The following is a 25,601-nucleotide window of genomic DNA, read 5'->3' as shown; positions in this document are numbered from 1 at the left end:
AGGAGGTGTAACCGACATGAATTTAACAGATTTAAGACCTGTAGCGGGTTCAAAAAAGAAGAAATTCATAAAAGGTAGAGGTCACGGTTCTGGAAACGGTAAGTTTGCAGGTAGAGGTCGTGACGGTCAGAACTCACGTTCAGGCGGGGGTACTAGACCGGGCTTTGAAGGTGGACAAATGCCTTTATATAGACGTCTTCCAAAAAGAGGATTTACTTGTCTGAATTCAAAAGAGATCGTTGCCATTAACGTGGACGCTCTAAATGTGTTTAGAGCAGGATCCATTATCACAGTTGAAAAATTACAGGAAAAAGGTATTATCAACAACCCACAAGACGGTGTCAAAATCTTAGGAGATGGAGAATTGACTAAGAAATTGACGGTTCAAGTGAATGCTTTTAGTAAATCAGCCATTGAGAAAATTGAGGCTGCTGGTGGGAAAGCAGAGGTGGTATAATTGTTTAAGACACTTCGAGATGCTTTTAAAATAGAAGACTTAAGAAAAAGAATACTGTTTACATTTTTCATGTTATTTGCCATACGTTCAGGTGCTGCCATACCCATCCCAGGGATTGACAGCCGTGGTATCCTAGAGTACTTTAATAACAATAGTGAAGGACTACTAGGGATGTTTGATGCTTTTTCAGGTGGTGCATTCAAGAACATGACTATTTTTGCTCTTGGAATCATCCCTTATATCAACTCATCTATCATTATGAACCTTCTTACAATTGCGATTCCAGCACTTGAAGAAATGCAAAAAGACGGTGAAGACGGTAGGAAAAAGATTGCGAAAATCACAAGATATGCAACGATTGGATTCGCAGTGATTCAAGCAACGGCTATTAGCATCGGATTTAGAAGTTATTTTGTTAACTACAACTTCTGGTCTGTCATTGCAGCCATCGTTACAATGACGGCTGGAACAGCATTCTTGATGTGGTGTGGTGAAAAAATCACTGAAAACGGCGTAGGTAATGGTATTTCACTTATTATTACCGTAAATATCTTATCAGGTCTTGGTAGTGGCGCTTTAACATTATACGAGTTATTTATGAGCAGTGAAGTGGTAAAAGCAATAATACTGTTGGTTGTTTTCTTCTTAATGATTGTATTTGTCGTCTTGATCCAATTAGGTGAAAGACGTGTACCGGTTCAGTATGCAAAAAGGGTCCAAGGGCGTAAAGTGTATGGAGGTCAATCGACCCACATACCCATGAAAGTGAATATGGCTGGTGTTATTCCTGTAATATTCGCATCATCCTTATTACAATTTCCAGCGACCATTACTTCTTTTATCACTGCAAGCCCTACAGGCTGGTGGGGTAAGACCTTAGAAGTGATTAGCATCAGTAATCCCTATGGTGCTGCAATATACTTTGTACTCATTATAGCGTTTGCTTATTTCTATACAGCTATAACATTTAATCCTTATGATGTGGCAAACAATATGAAAAAGAATGGTGGTTTTATACCAGGGATTCGTCCTGGCAAACCAACAGTAGAATATTTATCAAAAGTGCTGAGTAGACTTGTATTAATCGGTGCTGTCATGCTGGGTATCATAGCTTTAGCTCCAGTAGGGCTAACCGCAGTTACGAAGATTCAATTGAATTTTGGTGGAACCTCACTAATCATCGTAGCCGGTGTTGCACTTGAAACTGTTAAGCAGGTTCAATCACAACTTGTCATGAGACATTACAAAGGTTTCTTAGGATAAGAACTGAAAATGATTATATAGTTTTTGAATAGCTTTAATTCGACTAGGAGAAGATGGTAAGGGCGATTCGCCTACATCCTTTTAGTCGATTTAGAAGCTTTCATCTATTCACTGAAAAACGAGTACTTTGATGCAAATTGAGTATCTACTCAACAAGTGTCTAAAGGAGGTATATGATGAAGATCATTATGTTAGGCGCACCTGGTGCCGGCAAAGGAACACAAGCTAAAAAACTATCAACAAAATACAGTATTCCACACATTTCTACAGGTGATATTTTCAGAGCTAATATCAAAGGTGAAACAGAACTTGGACTAAAAGCAAAAAGCTTTATGGATCAAGGATTGTTGGTACCGGATGAATTGGTTGTAGATCTTGTAGCAGATCGTATTGTAGAAGAAGATTGTTCTAAGGGATTTGTTTTAGATGGTTTCCCAAGAACCATACCACAAGCAGAAAACTTGGATGCAGCATTAGAAAAAATGGGTACTTCTATGGACTATGCTATAGATGTGGATGTACCTGATGAAGTTATTGTTAAAAGAATGTCCGGTAGAAGAGCATGCGTAAAATGTGGTGCAACATACCATACAGTATATATAGCACCAAAAGTTGAAGGCATCTGTGATGTGTGCGGCAGTGAGCTGATTCTAAGAGATGATGACCAACCTGAAACTGTACTAAAAAGATTAGGTGTCTACCATGAACAAACCCAACCACTTATTGAATACTACACAAACAAAGACATACTAAAAACAGTGGATGGAACTCAAGACATAGATGTGATTTTTGAATCCATATGTGAAATTGTAGGTGCGTAGTAAATGGCAATATTAATAAAAAGCGATTCAGAGATTGAGATTATGCGACAGGCCAATGCCATTGTAGCTAATGCCCACGAACTAGTGGCAAAGGCTATAAGAGTGGGTGTGTCAACTTATGAGCTTGATAGGATTGCTGAAGACTTCATACGGAGTCAAAATGCTACCCCTTCCTTTCTAGGTTATGGTGGTTTCCCTGCTTCTATATGTACTTCCGTTAATGAAGCTGTTGTTCATGGTATTCCCAGTAAACATCAGATTATAGAAAATGGAGACGTTTTAAGTGTTGATATTGGCGCCTATTTCAATGGTTATCATGGTGATGCAGCAAGAAGTTATGCTGTAGGTCAAGCATCTGAGGATGCCATCAAACTCATTGAAGTGACGAAGGCAAGTTTCTTTGAAGGTATTAGATATGCTAAGCCCGGTGCTCATTTACATGAAATATCTGCAGCCATTCAAAATTATGTGGAGGCGCATGGTTTTTCAGTCGTAAGGGATTTGGTTGGCCACGGTATAGGTAAAGATTTACATGAAGAACCTCAAATACCTAACTACAAGCCCATTGGACGTGGGCCAAAACTTCAAAAAGGCATGGTACTTGCCATTGAACCAATGGTTAATGCAGGACGATATAATGTTCGAACTTTAAGTGATGACTGGACAGTTGTGACTTTAGACGGATCATTATCTGCCCACTATGAAAACACAATACTGATAACGGATACAGGTTATGAATTACTGACGATTTTGAATCAAGGTGAGTGCAATGATAAAAATTGAGCTTGGTCAAGTTGTAAAATCTACAGCAGGTCGAGATTGTGGAGAGCTCTTTATTGTATTAGATATAAAAGAGGCATTTGTATATATAGCAGATGGTAAACGCAGACGTATAGAAGCTCCCAAAAAGAAGAAGAACAAGCATATTCAAATCACTTATAAGATTGCAGATGAAATAGCCGGTAAATTAAAGAACAATGAGAAAATCACTAATGCCGATATCAGAAATAGTTTAAAAGATTATCAACAAACCCTAGAATAAGCCTAATTAGGAGGTAGACCATGTCAAAAAAAGACGTAATAGAAGTTGAAGGTAAGGTTAAAGAAAAATTGCCCAACGCCATGTTTCAAGTTGAACTTGAAAATGGTCATGTCATTTTAGCCCATATATCCGGAAAACTCAGAATGCACTATATTAGAATTTTACCAGGTGACAAAGTAACCATAGAAATGTCACCCTATGATTTGACAAAAGGTAGAATAATCTGGCGAGACAAATAAATAGAAAACCCTAGATTTCGATTATAGATCAAGGAAGGAGTACCAAAAATGAAAGTAAGAGCTTCAGTAAAACCTATTTGTGAAAAATGTAAAGTTATCAAAAGAAATGGAAGAATCAGAGTCATCTGTGAGAATCCAAAGCATAAACAAAAGCAAGGTTGATATATGCCTTTGAAGTTGTGGATATTAACTTGACCTCATTAAGAAGCACTTTATAGTGGGTAAAAGTGGTATATAGTAAGGACTACAAATTTAGACTTGTACTATTGGTCAGAATGTTATATAATATCTAATTGTGATGTTTATACAGACTAATGAACAAAACCACCAGGACATGTTGTGTAAACAATTGAACCTTGTTCCTTAATCAGGGTGAAATTGGATGAAGCGAAGGTACTAGGTGGCTAGTCTAATGAGATGAGAATATGATTCAGTACTTTATAGAATGAGAGTTGCATTGAATAAAGAATTGAATGATATTGAGACCAATGGCATACAAGGGGAGGCAATATTTGCTAACCAAATCTTGTTGCCGACCTATCAAATTTAATGGAGGTGTACAGAAAACATGGCTCGTATTGCTGGTGTTGACTTACCTAGAGAAAAACGTGTAGAAGTTGGTTTGACGTATATTTATGGAATTGGAAGACCAACGGCTGAAAAAATCGTAAAAGAAGCGGGAATTAGTATTGATACAAGAGTAAGAGATTTGACGGATGCTGAAGTTAGTAGTCTACGTGAGATTATTGAGAAAACAGCGCAAGTTGAAGGTGATCTTAGAAGAGAAATCGCTCTTAATATTAAGAGACTAATGGAAATTGGATGTTATCGTGGTATCCGTCATAGAAGAGGTCTTCCCGTAAGAGGACAAAAAACTAAAACGAATGCAAGAACCAGAAAAGGTCCACGTAGAACAGTAGCTAACAAGAAAAAATAATTGTAAGGAGGCTTAGTAATGGCAAAAGTAGTCAAAAGAACGACTAAAAAGCGTGTCAAAAAACATGTTGATCGTGGACAAGCACATATTCAATCTACGTTTAACAATACAATAGTAACCTTGACAGATGCACAAGGAAATACATTATCATGGGCAAGTGCCGGCGGTTTAGGCTTTAGAGGCTCAAGAAAAAATACACCTTATGCAGCTCAAATGGCAGCAGAAACAGCAGCCAAAGCAGCTATGGTTCACGGCCTTAAGACGGTTGAAGTCATGGTTAAAGGACCTGGATCAGGTAGAGAAGCAGCTATTAGAGCACTTCAAGCAGCGGGTCTTGATGTAACTAGTATTAAGGATGTGACGCCAGTTCCTCATAATGGATGTCGTCCACCAAAACGTAGAAGAGTTTAATGGAGGTGTCAATAGATGGCTAGATATACAGGTGCTGTTTGTAGACTTTGCCGTAGAGAAGGCGATAAGCTTTTCCTAAAAGGCGAGAGATGTTATACAGCAAAATGCGCAATGGAACGTAGACCATACGCACCGGGACAGCATGGAAATAGAAGAGCGAAAGTCTCTGAATACGGTCTACAATTACGTACAAAGCAAAAAGCAAAAAGAATATATGGTGTTTTAGAAACACAATTTAGAAACTACTACGAAACGGCGGCACATCAAAAAGGCATCACTGGTGAAAACCTATTGGTACTTCTTGAAATGCGACTTGATAATGTAGTTTATAGAGCAGGTCTTGGACGTTCAAGAACTGAGGCGAGACAAGTTGTTCGTCACAATCATATCCTTGTTAATGGTAAAAAAGTGAATATCCCTTCTTATCAAGTAAAAATTGGTGATGTAATTACAGTTAGAGAAAAATCACAAACAATTCAAGGTATGAAGAACATTATCGAAACTACGGCATCAAGATCCGTTACAGAATGGTTAGATGCAGATCTTGAAAACTTTACTGTTAAAGTACTAGCTAAACCGGAAAGAGATCAAATCTTGATCCCAGTAGAAGAAACTCTTATTGTCGAGTTATATTCTAAATAATGGTTTCTATCTGTATAAACTTTGGTTTATACAGATAGAATGCTTAATGAATACAAGTAAAGTAACCAATCAAAGTTAGGAGGGTCTTGTTAGTGTTTGATTTCGAGAAACCAAGAATTGACATTTTATCAATTTCAGAAGACAACAAACATGGTTCGTTTGTTATTGAACCTCTTGAAAGAGGTTATGGTACGACTTTAGGGAATTCTCTAAGAAGAATCATGCTATCATCTTTACCGGGTGCTTCTGTAAGCAGTATTAAAATCGAAGGCGTGCTTCATGAATTTAGTACGATTCCTGGCGTCAAAGAGGATGTTACAGAAATTATTCTTAACATCAAAAGGTTAGCAATTCGTAATAACAGTGATAGTTCAGAGCCAAAAGTAGCGTACATAGAATTTGAAGGTGAAGGTGTCGTTACTGGTGCGGATATTCAAGCAGATCCTGACATAGAAATTGCAAATCCGGATCTACTAATAGCAACTCTTAGTGGTGGATCAGACAGCAAACTTTTTATTGAGCTCACAATCAATAAAGGCAGAGGCTATGTTACAGCTGACAAGAATAAATCTGACGATCAACCGATCGGTGTCATTCCAATTGATGCCATCTACACCCCTGTAGAACGTGTTAATATTAAGGTGGAAAATACCCGTGTCGGGAATGTAACAGATTATGACAAATTAACATTAGAAGTATTCACCGATGGCACCTTGTCACCAGATGAAGCAGTTAGTCTAGCGGCTAAAGTACTCAGTGAACACTTAAGCTTATTCATAGATTTATCAGAAAACGCGAGAAATGCTGAAGTTATGGTGGAAAAAGAAGACGATGAAAAAGAAAAAGTGCTTGAAATGAGCATTGATGAACTAGAGTTGTCCGTGCGATCCTATAACTGTTTAAAAAGAGCTGGGATTAATACTGTTGAAGAATTAACCAACAGAACCCCTGATGATATGATGAAAGTTAGAAATTTAGGACGCAAATCATTAGAAGAAGTACTTGCTAAGCTTCAAGAATTAGGTTTACAACTTAGACCTGGTGACGAATAGGCAATCTTCTTAAAATACACACTATCTGGAAAAGGAGGCTGTATCCATGCCTGGTTATAGAAAACTTGGGAGAGTATCATCCCAAAGAAAAGCATTACTAAGAAACCAAGTGACGAACCTTTTGTATCATGGTAAAATCAAGACCACTGATCCAAAAGCCAAAGAAGTTCGTAAGATTGCTGAGAAATTGATTGCAATGGCAGTAAGAGAAAAAGACAATTATACTGAAGTAACGGTTACTCAAAAAGTGCCTAAAAAAACAGCTGATGGTAAAAGAGTCAAAGAGGTCGTTGATGGCAAGAAAGTAACACAATTTGAAGAAATTCAAAAGGTCATCAGAAAAGACAGCGCAACAAAGCTCCATGCAAGAAGAGAGATCTTGAAAGTATTATACCCTGTAACAGAAGTGCCAAAAGAGGCAGCTGGTAAAAAGGCAAATACTAAAAAAATAGACCTTGCAGAAGTTTTATTTAACGAGATAGCACCAAAATATACAGATCGAAATGGTGGTTACACAAGAATCATTAAAATCGGTCCACGTAAAGGTGACGCTGCAGAAGAAGTAATTCTTGAATTAGTATAATAAACAGGGGTTAAGTGCGCTGCACTTAGCCCCTTCTTATTAGTTAGAAAAGATGCATAAACACTGTCACTAGTAATAGTTGAGGATCTAATACCTTGGGTTCTGACCTATTCTAAGGACAAAGAGAGAACAGGAGTGACATTAATATGGTAAAAGCGAATAATTTGATATTTGAATATGTTGCTCATAATGATCGAGGAGAAGTGGAAGGTGTTTACAGAGCTATCGATGATGTCTCTTTTGATGTGAAAAAAGGAGACTTTATTGCTATCTTGGGTCACAATGGATCAGGAAAATCTACGTTGGCAAAACACTTGAATGCACTGTTAAAACCAAAATCGGGATTATTACTTATTAAAAACATGGACACTAAAGATGAGCATCATGTTTGGGATATACGACAATCTGCTGGTATGGTGTTTCAAAATCCGGACAATCAGATTATAGCGACAATTGTTGAAGAAGACGTTGCCTTCGGTCCGGAAAATATCGGAATAGAAGCAGAAGAAATCAGAAGAAGGGTGGATATGGCCTTAGAAGTTGTCGAGATGACAGACTATGCAGGACACTCACCAAATAAATTATCAGGCGGTCAAAAACAACGGATTGCAATTGCCGGTGTACTGGCAATGAAGCCGGATTGTATTATTTTAGATGAACCGACAGCGATGTTAGATCCATCAGGGCGAGAAGAAGTCTTAAAAACCGTACAAAAGTTAAATAAAGAAGACAAAATAACAATAATACTGATTACCCATTTTATGGAGGAAGCCGTCATGGCAGATCATGTTTATGTTATGGCGGAAGGTAAGATTGCTTTGGATGGTATTCCTCGAGACGTTTTTACAAAAGTAGAGACCATGAAAGACTTGAAATTAAATGTGCCTGAAGTAACAGAACTTGCCTATGAACTGAAACAAGCAGGTATCCATATTCCGACGGATTTACTAACGATAGATGAAATGGTGGAAAGCATATGTCAATTACAATTGAAAATTTAAATTACACCTATGGCGCCGACACAGCATTTAAAATGCAAGCTTTAAAACAAATCAACTTAAGAATTAGTCCTGGTGAGTTTGTGGGCTTGATTGGACACACGGGATCCGGTAAGTCCACACTTATACAACAAATTAATGGCATCTTAAAACCGGATTCCGGAAAAGTTATTATTGGTGATATATCTATTTTTGATAAAGGTGTAGATCTAAGAAGCATAAGGCAAAAAGTAGGTTTGGTGTTTCAATACCCAGAGCATCAGCTTTTTGAAATGACGGTTTTTAAAGACGTGGCATTTGGCCCAACCAATATGAAGCTTCAAAAAGATGATATTGATGAAAGGGTTAAGCATGCTTTGAGTATCGTTGGTATTGATGAATCCCTATATGAATCGTCACCCTTTGACCTTTCAGGTGGACAAAAACGGCGTGTAGCCATAGCAGGAGTTCTAGCCATGATGCCCGAAATACTTATTCTAGATGAGCCGACAGCAGGACTTGACCCTCAGGGTCGTTATGAGATATTAAATGAGATTCAGAACTTACACAAAAGCCTGGGTATTACGGTTATTTTGGTTTCTCATAGTATGGAAGACATAGCCCGTTATGTTAACCGAGTCGTTGTTATGGATAAAGGTGAAATCAAGATGGATGGTCTTGTTAAGGACGTTTTTAAAGAAACAGAGGCCCTTGAAGCTATGGGCCTTGCTGTACCTCAAATCAGCTATCTTATTCAAGCATTAAACAAACATGGTTTTAATCTATCTGAGGATATTGTAACACTTGAAGAAGCCAAGAAAGCATTGATTACCTTACTTAAAATAGATTCTGAATAAAGAGGAAAACAATATGATTAGGGATATAACCATCGGACAATTTTATCCGGCTAGGTCAAGGATTCATGAGTTGGACCCACGTACAAAAATCAATGGTACATTCTTTTTTATACTATCATTGTTTATAAATCAGTCTTTCATGACTTATGGTATAGCCTTTTTAGCACTTTGTGCGGTTATCATGGCAACGACCATACCGGTTCGCTTTATGTTAAAAGGTTTAAAATCCATTTTTATCATTATAATGCTTACCATTGTGCTGAATCTTTTTCTGACACCGGGTACAACAATTCTATTAACACTTGGTCGTTTTACAATTACCTTAGAAGGTTTACAAACAGCTTTCTATATGGGCACAAGGCTTATTATGTTGATCATAGGTTCTTCGGTTTTAACACTAACTACTTCACCTATAACCTTAACGGACGGCATAGAGGCACTCTTAAAACCCTTAGAGCGCATCAAGGTACCCGCTCATGAGATTGCTATGATGATGACGATTGCTCTGCGGTTTATTCCAATTTTATTAGAGGAAACAGATAAAATCATGAAAGCACAGCTTGCGCGAGGTGCAGATTTTGAATCAGGAGGATTGATAAAAAAAGCAAGAAGTATGGTTCCTTTGTTGGTCCCTCTATTTATATCTTCATTTAGAAGAGCAGATGATCTTGCACTTGCTATGGAGGCTAGATGTTATAAAGGTGGCGAAGGCCGAACCCGTTTAAAACAACTTAGATATAAAAAAATTGATTTTTGGGCATACACTATCTTGATGCTTTATCTAATCGTTTTCATTGTCATGAGAGTTCTAGCATAAAAAAGGAGCACCAATATGTATTATTACAAATTAACAGTTGCTTATGACGGTACGAATTACTGTGGTTGGCAAGTACAAAAAAATAATGTAACGGTACAAGGTGTTATGATGAAGGCGGCTAAATCGTTGTTTGGTGAAGACGTCACCTTGACAGGGGCCAGTAGGACGGACTCGGGTGTTCATGCTAATGGACAAGTGGTTCTCATGGCAAGCAACAAAGCGATGGAGACTTACAAAATACCTTTAGCATTCAATATGCATATGCCAAGAGATATTGTTGTTACTAGTGCAGAAGTAGTTAATGCAAACTTCCATCCAAGATATGTGCCCCATCAAAAAACGTACGTATACCGTGTGTATAACGGCCCACACCACTTACCAAGAGATCAGCGTTACAGCATGCACTATAGATATCATTTAAAGCTTGAGCCGATGTTGGAAGCGGCTAAGTATTTCATCGGTACCCATGATTTTGAAAGTTATAGTTCTATTAAGAAAAGTGTGAATCAGACGGTTAGAACAATATATGATTTGAAAATAACTCGGGAGGGTTTAATGTATCGTTTCGAAATAATAGGGAACGGATTTTTGTACAATATGGTAAGAATTATGGTAGGGACATTGCTTGAAGTTGGTAATGGCAGAAGAAAACCGGATTCCATAAGAGAAGGATTGAAAAAAAAGTCGAGAAAAGCTGCAGGAAAAACTGCACCGGCAAAAGGACTAACACTTGAATGCATAAATTACTCACAAGGAGATTAGGATGATGAAAAAGAATATACTGCGTATTGGTATCATATTTTTTCTAATACTATTTATAACGGGGTGCGAAAAAAGAGCAAATACATCTGAAGAACAAGATGTTTTTATAGGAAAAATACTCACGATCACTAAAGATGAGCTTAATGTCATCGAAACATCAGGGGGTGGCTACGAACAAAGAATACAAGAAGCAGAGGTCGAATTGCTAGATGGTCCATATGAAGGTGAGGTCATTACTGTCGTTAATTCAATGGATCAAATGTATGCTTATGACTTGGAGCTGTTTGAAGGCTCAGAGATTTATACTTTTGTTGAATACGATGAAGAAGGGAATATATTAGAAGGTTTCGTCTATAGTTATAGAAGAGATAAATATCTATATGCGTTAGCGGCCATATTTCTTATACTTATGGTGGCGGTTGGTGGTTATCAAGGTATTAGAACATTATTGACACTTGGAATGACCCTTACAGGCATATATTATATGCTAATTGGAATTGCAGCCGGTGGCAATGCCATTCTATTATCTATGGTAATCTGTGCACTCATTACCGTTGTTACTATGTTTCTTGTAACCGGTTTCAACCGTAAATCTATCTCAGCCATTATTGGAACCATTGGTGGTGTACTTGTGTCCGGTATTATTGCGATTATAGTTAGTGATTACGCGGTATTGACAGGGCTTGGTACGACAGAAGCACAGATGTTGCTCTTTACCCAAGGTGAAGTTAACTTTAATTTTACCAGTATTTTATTTGCCAGTATTTTACTGGGAACCCTTGGTGCTGTCATGGATGTCTGTATGTCCATTGCTTCTGCTATAAACGAAATAACAGAAGCCAATCCATTTATGAGTACAAAAGATCTTTTCAAATCAGGTATGAATATTGGTAGAGATGTCATGGGTACCATGGCAAATACCCTTATCCTTGCCTATGCGGGTACTTCTATATTTTTGATTCTAGTATTTTTCATGAATGATATTCCTTATTTTGATATCATTAATATGGATGCCATAGCAACAGAGATTGTCAGAGCGCTTTCGGGAACCATAGGCTTGGTTTTAAGCATACCATTAACCGCGTATGTAGCAGCCGTTTTGGAAAAGAAAAACGAAAGTAATTATTAGTACTTATTTCACTTGACACACCAGGGTGAATGTACTATAATGTTGTAGCGTGAGTTTGTATTATAAACCCCTTAGCCCCGGGTTTTGACCTACAAAAAACGAAACTAAGAATTCAATAGGAGGTAGAACCCATGAACACATTCATGCCAAATGATCAAACAGTTGATAGAAAATGGTATGTTGTTGATGCGACAGGACTGACACTCGGACGTCTTGCATCTGAAGTTGCTAAAGTACTTAGCGGCAAAACAAAGCCGATTTACACACCACATGTAGATACGGGTGACCATGTAATCATAATAAATTGTGAAAAAGTAGTATTGACAGGTAAAAAACTTGACCAAAAATTATACAGAACATATAGTGGATATATTGGTGGTCTTAAAGAAACTAAGTACAGAGATATGATGAAGAATAAGCCTGAACTTGTAATGACGCATGCTGTAAAAGGTATGTTGCCAAAAAACAAGATTGGTACGGCTATGCTCACTAAATTGCGTGTCTATAGAGGCGCTGAACATAACCACGAAGCTCAAAAACCAGAAGTATTAGAATTTAAATTCTAATAGTTTCGAGAGGAGGAATAGACGTGGCACAAGTAAAATATTACGGAACAGGTCGAAGAAAAAGTAGCGTTGCAAGAGTCTATCTTGTACCTGGAAATGGACAAATTACAATTAATAAAAGAGATATAGATGATTACTTTGGTTATGAAACCTTAAAAGTAATTACAAAACAACCACTTGTATTAACAGAGACATTAAGTAAATTTGATGTAATCGTTAACGCACATGGTGGAGGATTCACAGGTCAAGCCGGTGCAATCAGACATGGTATCTCAAGAGCATTGCTTGAAGCGGATATTGAGTACAGACCCGCACTCAAAAAAGCAGGATTCTTAACAAGAGACCCTCGTATGAAAGAGCGTAAAAAATACGGTCTTAAAGCAGCCAGAAAAGCACCTCAATTCTCAAAAAGATAAGCAGTTACTTGCGAATCAGAACACATATCAGAGCCCCGGAATGCTTGCATTCAAGGGGCTTTTGTTATGTGTTTTGATTCATTAGAATGCAAGAAATGGCCGAGACGCAACGAAGTGAAGTAGAGGCTCTTTCTTGCATTCGCAAGTAACTCGGAACAAACGATGAAGAAAGCCCAGCGAATCAGAACACATATCAGAGCCCCGGAATGCTTGCATTCAAGGGGCTTTTGTTATACTATGGGAATTTTCATAATAGAGCATATGACATTGAACCATTGTTATTTGCGTTAATGAAAAATTCCCTCCGTCAGAAACTTCCTTTTAGGAAGACGAGGCGTTGCCTCTTTTCTCGATTCATTAGAATGCAAGAAATGGCCGAGACGCAACGAAGTGAAGTAGAGGCTCTTATGGGGGTCCTATGAAAATCCTTCCACAGTGTGTATGATTAAGCTGTAGATTTATAACCTTATTCATATTATAATGTTTTTATAGAAACGAAATAATTTAATTAAAGAAAAGAGGATAATTATGGGTAGAATATGGGGCGTTGTTGCAAGTTTGATTATTGTAATGACGATGTTGTCAGGGTGCATGGATGTTCGTTTAGACTTTTTCTTAAATAAAGATGGTTCAGGAGGCATTCATTCATTGGTTGCGTCCAATCAAAGCCTAGTTGGTGATGGTGAAACGGTTGATATGGATACGGACTTACTTGAAGAAATAGGTATCAATGAAGATCACGCGCAGATAGAGCGTAAACCCTTAGAATTTTATAAAGATGAAATGTTATTTAGAGGAGAAGAAAATAGGGTTCTGTTTAATCATCCACTTATTGCGTTCAACGATATTTCGCAAGAAGAGGAGCTAAAGTGGTCCTATCAAGGTGATAGTGTATATCGTTTTGAGATTCCTTTAAGCGAACTAAGTAGTGAAGTTGATGGTCAGGAAATAGGAGATATGAATGTTATCTTCAAAGCTATGGGTGGCCAGATTATATATTCATTTGAGACAGACTATGAAGTCGTAGGTCATAATGCTGATTATATCAAAGAGAAAGCTATTTATGTCTGGGATCTAACGGAGGATATATTTTTACAATCATCAGGACGTGAATATGGATTTATAGAAATCCGTATCGATGTGGCACCAAGTAATAATCTATTAAGACGTGATATTGAAGAAGAAAATGATTTAGATAGAGCCCATAAGGATTTTCACGGAGAGATACTAAAAGTATTAGGTTACTTAAAAGGAACAGATAAAGGCTTAGAACTTAATCGGGGACTTACACGAGCAGAAGGTGCCATCATGTACTCAAGGCTACTTGATTTAGAAGATGAGGTAATTGCTTTTGCTAGTGAGCAGTCGGATTATGATTCAGGTTTTACCGACGTTCCGGGCTGGGCAAGAGATACCATCAATTATCTTCATTATAAGGGACTAGTTAGGGGTCTTTCAGATAAATTATATGGGTCCAATGCCGATATGACAGAGGCCCAATATACCACACTTGTCTTAAGAGCTTTAGGATACAAGGATCAAGAAGGCGATTTCCTTTGGAATGCTTCTACAGATAAGGCCATAGAGATTGGATTATATGATGATGATCTACGAGAGTATGTATACATATATGACAGTAAAAAGGATATGGAATTCACACGACGCAAAATGAGTTATATATCCTACAATGCTCTTTTCTTTAAAAATATTAAAACAGGTGAAATATTGTATGAAAGTAATTAGGGGTCTCATGAAAACCCTTCCACAGTCTGTATGACTAAGGGCTGACCTTTGGTGTGTATTAGATTGACCTTATGAAGTCAAAATGATATCATTATTGTGTGATAAATCAATATAACGATAACATTGTAACGTAAACAAAGGTGAAGGGAAAGTGAATCATGAAAATACGTAAAGTAATTATTCCGGCTGCCGGACTTGGAACAAGATTCCTACCGGCTACAAAAGCACAACCCAAAGAAATGCTCCCCATAGTAGACAAACCGACCATACAGTATATTATTGAAGAAGCGGTGGCTGCAGGTATTGAAGAGATTATTATTATTACAGGTAGAAATAAACAATCTATTGAAGATCATTTTGATAAAAATATTGAACTTGAATTAAGTTTACAAGAAAAAGGAGAAATGGAACTGCTTAAGACTGTTGAAAAATCTACCAATCTTGCTAACATTCATTTTGTTCGCCAAAAGGAACCGAAGGGACTTGGTCATGCTGTTTTGGTTGCCAAGAATTTTATTGGCAATGAACCTTTTGCGGTTATGCTTGGCGATGATGTAGTTGTGTCCAAAGAGCCATGTATTAAGCAATTGATGGATGCCTATGATATTTACGGTAAAAGCATACTCGGAGTACAAACAGTAGCGCCCAGTGAAGTTTCCAAATATGGCATAGCCGATGTGACCATAGTGGAGGGGCAGATTGCTAAAGTTAAAGGCCTTATAGAAAAGCCGAGCATAGATGTAGCCCCAAGCAATCTAGCGATTTTGGGACGTTATGTTATTACACCAAGAATATTCCATTATTTAGAAACCCAAACCCCTGGCGCAGGTGGAGAAATACAATTAACAGATGCTTTAATGAAATTAGCCCAGGAAGAAGATATGTATACCTATGATTTTAAAGGTAAACGATATGATGTTGGAAACAAGCTTGGTTTTATCTCGGCAACTATAGAATTTGCTTTAAGAAGAGATGATTTGAAGGTGGAAGTTTTTTCTTATTTAAGTAATCTAATGGAGGATTTGGAAAAAAACCTTGAATACGATTAAATATTAAAGAAATGTCAAAAAAGCAGATGGTAAAGTATCTGCTTTTTTTCTCAGGTTCTATTTTAGTACATGGGAAAACTTGAGAAATAAAAAATAAAAAGGTATACTATAGGCAACGGAAATTATAGCTAAACGAAAAACAATAATGGTCAAAGTGTCAAAACTAGCTTCATTAAATTATGCTTAAAGGGTCAAAACTAAGTTTCACTAAGTTCACATACAATATATAGATTACGTTGATGCATTCATAACTATATATTGTATGCAAAAGTTCAACTATATAGTTTTGACACCTTAACCAATTATATAACTATATAGTTTTGGCAGATTAACTAACAATTGGAGGAAAAATAATGTCAAAAGAGAAAATATTATCCTGTAAGAAGATGCTTACAGTAGATGGTAAAGCATATAACTACTATGATTTGAAAACATTTGAGACATTGGGGTATGGGGACGTAGCGCGTTTACCTTATTCTATGAAAGTGCTATTAGAGGGCGCAATAAGACAGTTTGATGAAAAAACCATCACCTTAGATCATATAAAACAAATAGCATCATGGACATCAGAACGTGAGAAAGTTAAAGAAATACCTTTTATACCGGCAAGAATTATTTTGCAAGATTTTACTGGTGTGCCAGCGGTTGTTGACTTAGCAGCCATGCGTTCTACCGTTAGCAGAGCAGGCTTTGATCCTAAGAAAATCAATCCGTTGATACCGGTAGATCTGGTCATTGATCACTCCTTGATGGTAGATGCCTACGGAACCAAAGAGGCCCTTGAGATTAACAATAATAAGGAATTTATTCGTAATGACGAACGTTACAGATTCCTTAGATGGGCACAAACTGCATTTGACAACTTTAGAGCGGTACCTCCAGCAACAGGCATTATCCATCAAGTTAATCTGGAATATTTAGCAACGGTGGCAGCAACCAAAGAAATTAATAATGAGACATGGGTTTTCCCAGATTCTCTTGTTGGCACAGATTCCCACACGACTATGATTAATGGTCTTGGTGTAGTAGGATGGGGCGTTGGTGGTATTGAAGCAGAAGCAGGAATGCTTGGACAACCTTTGTACTTTGTTATACCGGAAGTCGTCGGTTTCAAACTATCAGGAACACTGCAAGAAGGCGCAACGGCTACAGACTTAGCACTTACAGTAACTCAACGTCTACGCGAAGAGCAAGTAGTGGGCAAATTTGTTGAGTTCTTTGGACCGGGACTGGATACCATGAGTCTAGCGGATCGTGCTACCGTAGCCAATATGTCACCAGAATATGGTGCGACAATGGGATTCTTCCCTGTTGATCAAGAGACCCTTGATTATTTACGAGGGACAGGAAGAAACGAGTCAGAGATTAACTTGGTTGAGGCCTACTACAAAGCCCAAGGTTTATTTAGAGATAAAAACAGTTTAGAACCTCAATACAGCAAAGTTGTTGAATTAGATATGTCAACAATTGTACCTAGTTTGGCAGGACCTAAAAGACCTCAAGACCGTGTCGAACTAACACGTATGAAGGAAGATTTCAATGAAGTGATTAGAAAACCTTTTGCAGAAGGTGGCTTTAATTTATCAGAAGATGAAATTGCTAAGACTGTCGAACTTGAAGTGGATGGAGAAAAAGATACCATTAAAACAGGATCCGTTGTTATTGCAGCCATTACAAGTTGCACTAATACGTCTAATCCAAGTGTTATGTTAGGCGCTGGTCTCGTGGCCAAAAAAGCTGTTGAGCTGGGACTGAAAAAGCCGGTTTTTGTTAAGAGCAGTCTAACACCCGGATCCCTTGTTGTAACAGAATACCTAAAAGAAGCAGGCTTGTTACCATATCTTGAAACACTTGGTTTTAATGTAGTAGGATATGGCTGTGCAACCTGTATCGGTAATAGTGGACCTCTTAAAAAACCGATTAATGACGCTATCTTAGACCATGATATAACAGTAGCGTCTGTATTAAGTGGTAACCGTAACTTTGAAGGTCGCATCCATGCTCAAGTAAAAACCAATTACCTAGCATCTCCAATGCTGGTTGTAGCTTATGCCCTTGCCGGTAATGTGAATATTGATATGATGACGGAACCTATAGGTTTTGGTCATGAAGGACAACCCGTTTATTTGAAGGATATATGGCCAACTTCTCTAGAAATCAAAGAAGCAGTGGCGATGGCGGTTAAGCCGGAGATGTTTAGACAAAAGTATGCCGACGTTTTTTCAGGCAATGTAAGGTTTAACAACATCCCTGTACCGGAAGGCGACCTTTATGAATGGGACAAAGACTCAACGTATATTCAAGAACCGCCGTTTTTCATGAACTTGAAAAAAGAGATTTTTGATATAGAAGATATTAAAAGTGCAAAAGTACTCGCCCTTCTAGGTGATTCGGTTACAACGGATCATATATCACCAGCCGGAAATATCGGCAAAAACAGCCCTGCAGGTGAATATTTAAAAACCTGTGGTGTTGAGCCTCTTGATTTTAATAGCTTCGGTTCCAGACGTGGTAATCATGAGGTAATGATGCGTGGTACCTTTGGAAACATCCGAATACGCAATCAAATTGCGCCAGGCACAGAAGGTAGCTATACAACCTATTTTCCAACAAGTGAAGTGATGTCAATCTATGATGCATCTATGAAGTATCAAGAAGAAGGTAGGCATCTAATTGTTATAGCCGGTAAAGAATATGGAACAGGTAGTTCGAGAGATTGGGCAGCAAAAGGTACTGCATTGTTAGGTATTCAAGCTGTTATAGCAGAAAGTTATGAGCGGATTCATCGATCTAATTTAGTTGGTATGGGCATACTACCTTTACAATTCCTAGAGGGTCAAAATGCACAAACGCTTAATTTAAAAGGTACAGAAGTTTATGAGATTAAAGGCCTTAGTAATGATATCCAACCAGGTGCTTTAATCGATGTTACGGCCACCTCAGAAGATGGAAAAACCATCTCTTTTAAGGTCAAGGTCAGAATGGATTCAGTAGTGGATCAAGAATACTATCGAAACGGTGGTATCCTTCATACAGTCTTAAGGAAAATGATTCATTAAAGAATTTTGTGCATACTTTAACCATTAACTTAACTAAAGTTAGTATTTAGATAATAGAAAGCAGAGCCTATAGGCTCTAGCTTTCTATTTTTTTGATCTCTAGGAAGCGTGTCCAGCAAAGCTAGCCACTTGCAAGTCATACTCTAGCATTTGCGTCAAGGTCCTTTCCTTTCGAACCGTTCAGAAATATGAGCAGAGATCTTCTATTAACCTATCTATAATGTGGTTTTGTTAATATTGACTAAAAATTCAAGCGAAAAATATAAAAAGTTTGACAAATAAAATTTAATAGGTGTATAATAACAGTAGGAATATTTAATGAGACTAAACAGACAACAAAGCAACAAAAGAGGTAATGGGGCCTTTTATATAAGACAAGTTCTTCTATAAAAGGTTTTTTTGTTACAGACTGTTCTCTATAACTTTGAGTAGGAGGAAACCATGTGTGATGGTATTGTATTAGCCGGAGGGCTTTCAAGCAGAACGCAAATAAATAAAATGGAATTGCCTATAGAAGGAGAACCGATTTTACGCATTGTTGTCATGACATTACAACAATGTTGTGACAACATTGTTGTTGTAGGTGGTCATTATTATAATGAAGTTGCGAAAATGCTTAAAGATATGGAACGAGTAAAAGTTGTAAATAACCCTAATTATAATGAAGGTATGTTCAGTTCTGTTTTAACAGGCGTGGCTTATATGACTCGAGATTTTATTTTGATTCCCGGTGACTATCCACTCATTCGAGAATCGACCTATAAAAGTATTATTGAGACTAAAGGTGAGATAGTTGTACCGACTTATAAAGGACGCAAAGGTCATCCGATACTCATTAGGCAACATTTGACTCACCCCTTACTGATGGAATCACCATCATCTAATTTAAAGAAATTCAGAGACCGATATCAAGTAACCTACTTATCTGTTGAGGATAAAGGTATACTTATGGATATAGACACAATCGAAGATTATGAAAATATGAAAGCACAAATAGAAGGGGGTTATTGATTTGAAGATTAAAGCTTACACAATGCCGAATGATTTGGATGAGGCTTATCAATTACTACAAGAAGAGGAGGCTGGAATTATTGCAGGAGGCGCATGGCTTAAGTTGTTACCGAAAACTTTAGCGCCTGCCATTGATTTATCAGGACTCAAGCTGGACACCATTAATGAAACAGAAGAAAACTATACAATTGGAAGCATGGTGACATTAAGACAGATTGAGACACATGGTAGTCTTCAAACTTATATGGGCGGTGTACTACAGGAAGCCATCTCTCACATCATGGGTGTGCCCATACGCAATATCGCTACTATTGGAGGGACGGTTGCCGGAAGATATGGTTTTTCGGATTTACTTACACCCTTACTTGCTCTTAAGGCCAACCTGATTTTTTATAAAAAAGGTCAGATGACTTTGGAATCTTTTTTGAAAGAACCACCAAAGGAAAAAGATATATTGCTTGAAGTTATAATAAAAAAAGAATATGGCAAGGCAAATTACACGACCGTTAAGAAAACCGCAAATGATTTTCCTATATTGAATGTAAGTGTTATGAAAATTGGTAGTCACTTTAGAGTGGCGGTAGGCGCTAGGCCTTCTGTAGCTACTTTGGCAACAAAGACCATGACTTACTTAAATGAAAGTAAAACATTAACAGAAGAAGTCATTGAAGAAGCGGCTAGGATTGCGGTTGAAGAAATAAAGTTCGGGAGTAATGCCAGAGGTTCTAAAGCTTATAGAGCCCAGTTATGTAAGGTTCTGGTAGAAAGAGGTATTAAGGAGGTGGCTTATGAAAATACAAATTAAAGTGAATGGAAAAATCAAGACTTTTGAGGTGGAACCGGATGAGTATCTGGTGGATACACTAAGGAAGCACCATTATTATAGTGTAAAAAAGGGTTGTGATACATCCTCATGTGGCGTGTGTACAGTCCTTCTTGATGGTAAACCTATTGCCTCATGTAGCTATTTATCTGTAAAAGCAAAGGGACATGCTGTGACCACCGTTGAAGCCATTGAAGAAGAGGCAACATATTTGGCGGAGCTTTTTGGAAAAGAAGGCGCTGATCAGTGCGGTTTTTGTAACCCGGGATTGGCACTAACAGTCTATGCGATGAAAAAAGAGTTAGTAAACCCTACAGATGAAGACATACGCGATTATTTAGTCGGTAATTTATGCCGTTGCTCAGGTTACGTATCTCAACACAGGGCTATTAAAGCTTATATGGAGGTGAGGAAATCATGAAATGTGTAAACCATAATACAGGTTCAATAGACGGAAAAGGACTCATGTTGGGGCGGTCTGCTTACACCAATGATTTGGCAGACCCTAATGCTTTAACGGTTAAGCTTTTAAGAAGTCCTCATCCCCATGCAAAAATACGAAATATTGATATTAGGAAAGCCTTGTTACTTGAAGGTGTAGAATGCGTTTTAACTTATAAGGACTTCAAAAGAATACCGGTTACACGTGCCGGACAAGGGTATCCTGAGCCTTCACCCCACGATAAGTTTGTACTTGATTCTGTAGTTAGGTATGTGGGTGATGATGTAGCTATTGTGGCTGCAGAAACAGAAGCCATAGCCAGTAAAGCGCTTGAGTTGATTCACGTTGACTACGAGATTCTTGAACCTATTTTGGACTTTGAAAAAGCTTATGAAAATGAAAGTATCATACATCCTGAACCGGAAATTCATGAAATGTTTCCTATTGGCTTTGAGCCACAAAAAAATGTAGCTGCATCCTACCACATGGAAATTGGCTCAGTTGATGAGACTTTGAAGCATTGTGATGTTACCGTATCAACATCTCATTATACCCAAGCCCAAGCCCATGTCATGATGGAACCCCATACAGCTAATGCCAGGTTGGATTTTCAAGATCGTCTAATAATATACTCATCTACCCAAACACCCTTTCATGCCAGAAGAATTGTTTCACAAGCCCTTGAAATTCCCATGAGTAGAATAAGGGTTATCAAACCTAGAATCGGAGGCGGTTTTGGCGGCAAGCAATGTTTGCATGGTGAATTCTTTGTTGCGGCTGTGACCTTGAAAACCAAAAAGCCTTGCAAACTTGTGTACACCAGGAAAGAAGTTTTTGAATCCAGTTATTCAAGACATCCTATGCGTATTGATGTCACCTTGGGGTCAACAAAAGATGGAAAACTAAAAGCCCTAGATGTAAAGGTTCTTTCTGATACAGGTGCTTATGGTGAGCATGCACTCACTGTATTTATGGTAGCAGGCGCAAAGACATTGCCACTGTATAATAAAGTTGAAGCGGTTCGTTTTGGTGGTAGAGTTGTCTATACCAATCACACACCGGGAGGTGCTTTTAGAGGCTATGGTGCTATACAAGGTAACTTTGCGGTGGAATCTGCTGTAGACCAATTATGTGAAAAACTAGGTATGGATCCAATCAAGTTCAGACAAAATAATATGATTGCTGAGGGCGAAACCTCTCCGGTCTTTGCAAAAATGGGCGAAGGTACTGAGGGTACAGCTATGAATATGGATAGCTGTAAATTAGATTACTGTGTCAATCGAGGCATGGAACTCATTGGTTGGAAAGATAAATACCCAAGAAAAACAATTTCTAAGACAAAAGTAAGAAGTGTAGGTATGTGTCTTGCTATGCAAGGATCTGGTATACCTTATATTGATATGGGCTCGGCTATCATTAAGCTTAATGATACTGGTTTTTATAACTTAATGGTAGGTGCTACAGATATTGGACAAGGAAGTGATACCATCTTGGCACAGATTGCAGCGGAGAGCTTAAAAACAACCATTGATAAAATCATCGTCTATTCCTCGGATTCAGATTTAACACCTTTTGATACTGGTGCTTATGCTTCAAGTACAACCTACGTATCCGGAAATGCAGTAAAAAAAGCTGCGGATCAGATGCTTAAAATGATTGTTGAAGAAGGTGCAAAGGCTCTAAAGGTTAGACCGGAAGACATACACTTTGATGGTGATGTATTAACAGTTAAAGAAAGCGATGCATCTATGACTTTGGAATCATTATCCAATCGACTCTTTTATAATGAAGATCAAAAACAATTGGTAGCTACGCATTCATATGTAGGTACAAAGTCACCACCACCTTTTATGGCAGGCTTTGCTGAAGTCGAAGTGGACCTTGAAACAGGCGCGTTTAAAGTGTTGGATTATGTCGCTGTGGTGGATTGTGGTACTACCATCAATCCAAGCTTAGCGAAAGTCCAAGTAGAAGGAGGCATCCTTCAAGGCTTAGGTATGGCAATGTTTGAAGAGGTTATTTACAATAAAAACGGTAGCCTCATTACCAATAATCTAATGAACTACCGAATACCAACCCGTAAAGAAGTCACGAACATACGCGTTGAATTTGCTGATAGTTATGAAGCATCCGGTCCTTATGGTGCCAAATCTGTTGGAGAGATTGGTATTGACACACCACCGGCTGTTATTGCCAATGCTATATACAATGCGATTGGTGTTAGAATAAATAGCCTACCTATTACATCCGAAAAGGTATGGGCAGCGATTCAAAGTAAGAAAATATAATGAAAAGCATTAAGGAAGGACTATAAGAATCATGGACATATATGAGGAAATCATAAAAATGAAGAAGGCCAATGAACCTTGTATGACGGTGACAGTTGTTGAAAAAACAGGAGACGGTCCGGTAGAGCTAGGTAAAAAAATGTTGGTAGGTGGTAATGGTAAGCTCATAGGCACTGTCGGTGGTGGCGCTCTAGAACACCTTGCCATAGAAACTTGTAAAGACTTAATAAACATTCGGAAAAGCCATATGGAAAAATACCTTTTAAAAGAGGGTGAGATAGTCGATAAGGCAATTACATTGCCTATGACCTGTGGCGGTATTGTTACACTTTTTTACGAGTATATTGGACATGGGGCCCATATCTACCTTTTTGGTGGTGGACATGTCAGTCAAGCGCTCTGCAATGTTCTAAAGACCATGAACTTTTATGTGACCGTTATTGATAATCGTAAAGAAGTCGTCGATCAATTTATCGGTGGTGACGTAATATATCATAATGACTTTGTAGACTTTATTGAAACGCAAGGTATAGCAAAAGGCGCCTACGTGGTGGTGTGTACACCTTCTCACAAGTATGATTATGAGGTCATGCATAAAATCATTGAAAAACAATTGGAATTAAAGTACGTAGGCATGCTTTGTTCTAAGAACAAATTGAAGGATTATTTAATAAAGACCCATGAAAAATTCGGTCAAAACCTTGACCTAACTAACCACTATGCACCTATTGGTATTGATACCGGTGGCGGTTCGCCGGCAGAGATTGCGATATCTATAAGTGCAGAAATATTGGCCGTATATTATGATAAAACGGGCAATAAACACATGCGAGATGCCTATTTCGATTTAGAAAAATAGGTGTAGAAGGAGAAAAATATGTATGATTTGGCAATATTAAACGGACAACTTTATATAGAGGGTAGTCTAAAAAAGCAACATCTCTATATCAATGGGGATCATATTGTTGCCATAAGCGATGAGGTGCATCAAGCTAGAGAGAATTACGATGCGACGGATAGATGGGTCATGCCGGGTTTAATTGACCCTCATGTTCATTTTGAGTTAGACTGTGGCAAATATACATCTTCAGATGATTTTTACACTGGATCTATAGCGGCAGCATATGGTGGGATAACCACAGTAATAGATTTCCTTGATCCTATATCCAGCGAAAAAGAGTTGGAAAAAGCCTTCAATAATCGAAATCAACTGGCTAGTAAGTCCATGATTGACTATAAGTTTCATGTTACTGTTAAAGATCCGGTGAATGAAGTAGCATCTATAGTTGCGACTATGAAAAGTTTAAGTCTAAACAGTATCAAATTGTTTACTACCTATTCAGACTCCGGAAGACGCACATATGACGGAGAAATCATTGAGCTTTTAAAGCTTTCACAGGAAGAAGGTTTTATCGTTTTAGCCCATATAGAAAAAGATGAAAGTATTACCATGGAGTCTAGTTTTACAGCAGCTGACTTACCCACTAGTAGACCTGAGATGGCTGAAATAGATGAAGCTTTAAAGCTGGCTGCTATAGCAAAAGAAACGGATGGCCGATTATATATGGTTCATGTTAGCAGTGGTAATACCTTAGAAGCCTTGGTAGATGGTTTTTCAGAGATTCTTGGAAAAAACCTTTATCTGGAAAGCTGTCCTCACTACTTTGAATTTAATGAAGAACGTTTTGAAGGTAGCCAAGGGCATCTTTATACCATGGCACCACCACTTAGAAGTGAAGCTTCTAGAGAAAAACTCGTTAACGGCTTTGATTATTTGCATACAATTGGAACCGACCACTGTTCATTTACAGCCCAACAAAAAAAACAGAAACATCTTTTGGGGATGCCTTTGGGTATCGGTGGTGTTGAACACAGTTTTAGTTTGATGGCAACCAGATACGGCATAAAAGCGATTGATAAAATGAGTACCATTCCAGCTAAAATATTTGGACTCTATCCTAAAAAAGGAAGTCTTAATGTGGGAACAGACGCGGATTTAGCCATTTATAATCCCCATATGACCCATAAGATTGAAACAGATCATTCAAAAGCCGGCTATACAGTATATAAGGACATAGAAGTTAACGGTCAGATTGAAAGTACTTTATGCAAGGGGCAGTTTATCATTAAGAACAATTCTCTCGTCATAGGAAGTGTAGGACACTTCCTAAGTTAATTTTATTAAATTCACATACCATATAATATATAGTTACAA

28 protein-coding genes are annotated in these 25,601 nt (G+C 38.0%); all 28 read left to right on the top strand.

The window, feature by feature from the left end; translation table 11 throughout:
- Positions 1-16: 16 nt before the first annotated feature.
- The 28 genes from rplO (at position 17) to AC6F8J_RS01350 (ending at position 25,562) form a co-directional block, all read left to right on the top strand.
- Positions 17-457: a 50S ribosomal protein L15 gene (gene rplO, locus AC6F8J_RS01485; RefSeq protein ID WP_500720475.1), complete on the top strand. Its 441-nt coding sequence runs from the start codon at positions 17-19 to the stop codon at positions 455-457.
- Positions 458-1,720 carry a preprotein translocase subunit SecY gene (secY, locus tag AC6F8J_RS01480; RefSeq protein WP_500720474.1) on the top strand — a complete coding sequence of 421 codons (1,263 nt, stop codon included), beginning with the start codon at positions 458-460 and terminating at the stop codon, positions 1,718-1,720.
- A gap of 176 nt (positions 1,721-1,896) precedes the next feature.
- A complete protein-coding gene (locus AC6F8J_RS01475; protein WP_500720473.1) occupies positions 1,897-2,541 on the top strand; it encodes an adenylate kinase in 645 nt (214 codons plus the stop codon).
- Positions 2,542-2,544: 3 nt separating this feature from the next.
- Positions 2,545-3,324, top strand: a complete 780-nt coding sequence (gene map, locus AC6F8J_RS01470; RefSeq protein ID WP_500720472.1) for a type I methionyl aminopeptidase — start codon at positions 2,545-2,547, stop codon at positions 3,322-3,324.
- Positions 3,311-3,583 carry a KOW domain-containing RNA-binding protein gene (locus tag AC6F8J_RS01465; RefSeq protein ID WP_500720471.1) on the top strand — a complete coding sequence of 91 codons (273 nt, stop codon included), beginning with the start codon at positions 3,311-3,313 and terminating at the stop codon, positions 3,581-3,583. The genes map and AC6F8J_RS01465 overlap by 14 nt, the downstream gene beginning before the upstream one ends.
- 20 nt (positions 3,584-3,603) lie before the next feature.
- The gene (infA, locus tag AC6F8J_RS01460) at positions 3,604-3,822 is read left to right on the top strand and encodes a translation initiation factor IF-1 (RefSeq protein ID WP_125137712.1); all 219 of its coding nucleotides are present in this window, start codon (positions 3,604-3,606) and stop codon (positions 3,820-3,822) included.
- 48 nt (positions 3,823-3,870) lie between these two features.
- On the top strand, positions 3,871-3,984 hold the full coding sequence (gene rpmJ, locus AC6F8J_RS01455) for a 50S ribosomal protein L36 (protein WP_125137713.1): 114 nt from the start codon (positions 3,871-3,873) through the stop codon (positions 3,982-3,984).
- A 406-nt stretch (positions 3,985-4,390) separates the two neighbouring features.
- Positions 4,391-4,759: a 30S ribosomal protein S13 gene (gene rpsM / locus AC6F8J_RS01450; RefSeq protein ID WP_500720470.1), complete on the top strand. Its 369-nt coding sequence runs from the start codon at positions 4,391-4,393 to the stop codon at positions 4,757-4,759.
- A gap of 18 nt (positions 4,760-4,777) precedes the next feature.
- Positions 4,778-5,170, top strand: a complete 393-nt coding sequence (rpsK, locus tag AC6F8J_RS01445; RefSeq protein WP_500720469.1) for a 30S ribosomal protein S11 — start codon at positions 4,778-4,780, stop codon at positions 5,168-5,170.
- A 15-nt stretch (positions 5,171-5,185) separates the two neighbouring features.
- Positions 5,186-5,812, top strand: coding sequence for a 30S ribosomal protein S4 (gene rpsD / locus AC6F8J_RS01440; protein ID WP_275840860.1), 627 nt, complete (start codon positions 5,186-5,188; stop codon positions 5,810-5,812).
- A 92-nt stretch (positions 5,813-5,904) separates the two neighbouring features.
- On the top strand, positions 5,905-6,864 hold the full coding sequence (locus AC6F8J_RS01435; protein ID WP_500720468.1) for a DNA-directed RNA polymerase subunit alpha: 960 nt from the start codon (positions 5,905-5,907) through the stop codon (positions 6,862-6,864).
- A gap of 46 nt (positions 6,865-6,910) precedes the next feature.
- Positions 6,911-7,447 carry a L17 family ribosomal protein gene (locus AC6F8J_RS01430; RefSeq protein WP_500720467.1) on the top strand — a complete coding sequence of 179 codons (537 nt, stop codon included), beginning with the start codon at positions 6,911-6,913 and terminating at the stop codon, positions 7,445-7,447.
- Between the two features lie 140 nt (positions 7,448-7,587).
- A complete protein-coding gene (locus AC6F8J_RS01425; protein WP_500720532.1) occupies positions 7,588-8,448 on the top strand; it encodes an energy-coupling factor transporter ATPase in 861 nt (286 codons plus the stop codon).
- Entirely contained in the window at positions 8,424-9,281 is an 858-nt protein-coding gene (locus AC6F8J_RS01420) for an energy-coupling factor transporter ATPase (RefSeq protein ID WP_500720466.1), read from the top strand. The genes AC6F8J_RS01425 and AC6F8J_RS01420 overlap by 25 nt, the downstream gene beginning before the upstream one ends.
- Positions 9,282-9,294: 13 nt before the next feature.
- Positions 9,295-10,098 (top strand): CbiQ family ECF transporter T component, encoded by an 804-nt coding sequence (locus AC6F8J_RS01415; protein ID WP_500720465.1) that lies wholly within the window; start codon positions 9,295-9,297, stop codon positions 10,096-10,098.
- Between the two features lie 15 nt (positions 10,099-10,113).
- Positions 10,114-10,860 (top strand): tRNA pseudouridine(38-40) synthase TruA, encoded by a 747-nt coding sequence (gene truA / locus AC6F8J_RS01410; protein ID WP_500720464.1) that lies wholly within the window; start codon positions 10,114-10,116, stop codon positions 10,858-10,860.
- A gap of 4 nt (positions 10,861-10,864) precedes the next feature.
- Complete coding sequence (locus AC6F8J_RS01405; protein WP_500720463.1) at positions 10,865-11,989, top strand: YibE/F family protein; 1,125 nt, start codon at positions 10,865-10,867, stop codon at positions 11,987-11,989.
- Positions 11,990-12,120: 131 nt separating this feature from the next.
- A complete protein-coding gene (rplM, locus tag AC6F8J_RS01400; RefSeq protein WP_275840869.1) occupies positions 12,121-12,555 on the top strand; it encodes a 50S ribosomal protein L13 in 435 nt (144 codons plus the stop codon).
- Between the two features lie 23 nt (positions 12,556-12,578).
- Positions 12,579-12,971, top strand: a complete 393-nt coding sequence (gene rpsI / locus AC6F8J_RS01395; protein WP_500720462.1) for a 30S ribosomal protein S9 — start codon at positions 12,579-12,581, stop codon at positions 12,969-12,971.
- A gap of 528 nt (positions 12,972-13,499) precedes the next feature.
- Positions 13,500-14,714, top strand: coding sequence for a hypothetical protein (locus tag AC6F8J_RS01390; protein WP_500720461.1), 1,215 nt, complete (start codon positions 13,500-13,502; stop codon positions 14,712-14,714).
- A 158-nt stretch (positions 14,715-14,872) separates the two neighbouring features.
- Positions 14,873-15,763 (top strand): UTP--glucose-1-phosphate uridylyltransferase GalU, encoded by an 891-nt coding sequence (gene galU / locus AC6F8J_RS01385; RefSeq protein WP_500720460.1) that lies wholly within the window; start codon positions 14,873-14,875, stop codon positions 15,761-15,763.
- Positions 15,764-16,116: 353 nt separating this feature from the next.
- Positions 16,117-18,822, top strand: a complete 2,706-nt coding sequence (acnA, locus tag AC6F8J_RS01380) for an aconitate hydratase AcnA (RefSeq protein ID WP_500720459.1) — start codon at positions 16,117-16,119, stop codon at positions 18,820-18,822.
- A gap of 441 nt (positions 18,823-19,263) precedes the next feature.
- Positions 19,264-19,833: an NTP transferase domain-containing protein gene (locus tag AC6F8J_RS01375; RefSeq protein WP_500720458.1), complete on the top strand. Its 570-nt coding sequence runs from the start codon at positions 19,264-19,266 to the stop codon at positions 19,831-19,833.
- A 1-nt stretch (position 19,834) separates the two neighbouring features.
- The gene (locus AC6F8J_RS01370; RefSeq protein ID WP_500720457.1) at positions 19,835-20,638 is read left to right on the top strand and encodes an FAD binding domain-containing protein; all 804 of its coding nucleotides are present in this window, start codon (positions 19,835-19,837) and stop codon (positions 20,636-20,638) included.
- Positions 20,622-21,077, top strand: a complete 456-nt coding sequence (locus AC6F8J_RS01365) for a 2Fe-2S iron-sulfur cluster-binding protein (protein ID WP_500720456.1) — start codon at positions 20,622-20,624, stop codon at positions 21,075-21,077. The genes AC6F8J_RS01370 and AC6F8J_RS01365 overlap by 17 nt, the downstream gene beginning before the upstream one ends.
- Positions 21,074-23,386: a molybdopterin cofactor-binding domain-containing protein gene (locus AC6F8J_RS01360; RefSeq protein ID WP_500720455.1), complete on the top strand. Its 2,313-nt coding sequence runs from the start codon at positions 21,074-21,076 to the stop codon at positions 23,384-23,386. The genes AC6F8J_RS01365 and AC6F8J_RS01360 overlap by 4 nt, the downstream gene beginning before the upstream one ends.
- Before the next feature lie 31 nt (positions 23,387-23,417).
- Complete coding sequence (locus tag AC6F8J_RS01355) at positions 23,418-24,245, top strand: XdhC family protein (protein ID WP_500720454.1); 828 nt, start codon at positions 23,418-23,420, stop codon at positions 24,243-24,245.
- A gap of 18 nt (positions 24,246-24,263) precedes the next feature.
- Positions 24,264-25,562, top strand: coding sequence for an amidohydrolase family protein (locus AC6F8J_RS01350; RefSeq protein WP_500720453.1), 1,299 nt, complete (start codon positions 24,264-24,266; stop codon positions 25,560-25,562).
- The last annotated feature ends 39 nt before the right edge of the window (positions 25,563-25,601 follow it).

This window comes from Petrocella sp. (assembly GCF_059865615.1).
The sequence above is the reverse complement of the archived record's forward strand: the minus strand, read 5'-3'. Positions and strand labels throughout refer to the sequence as shown.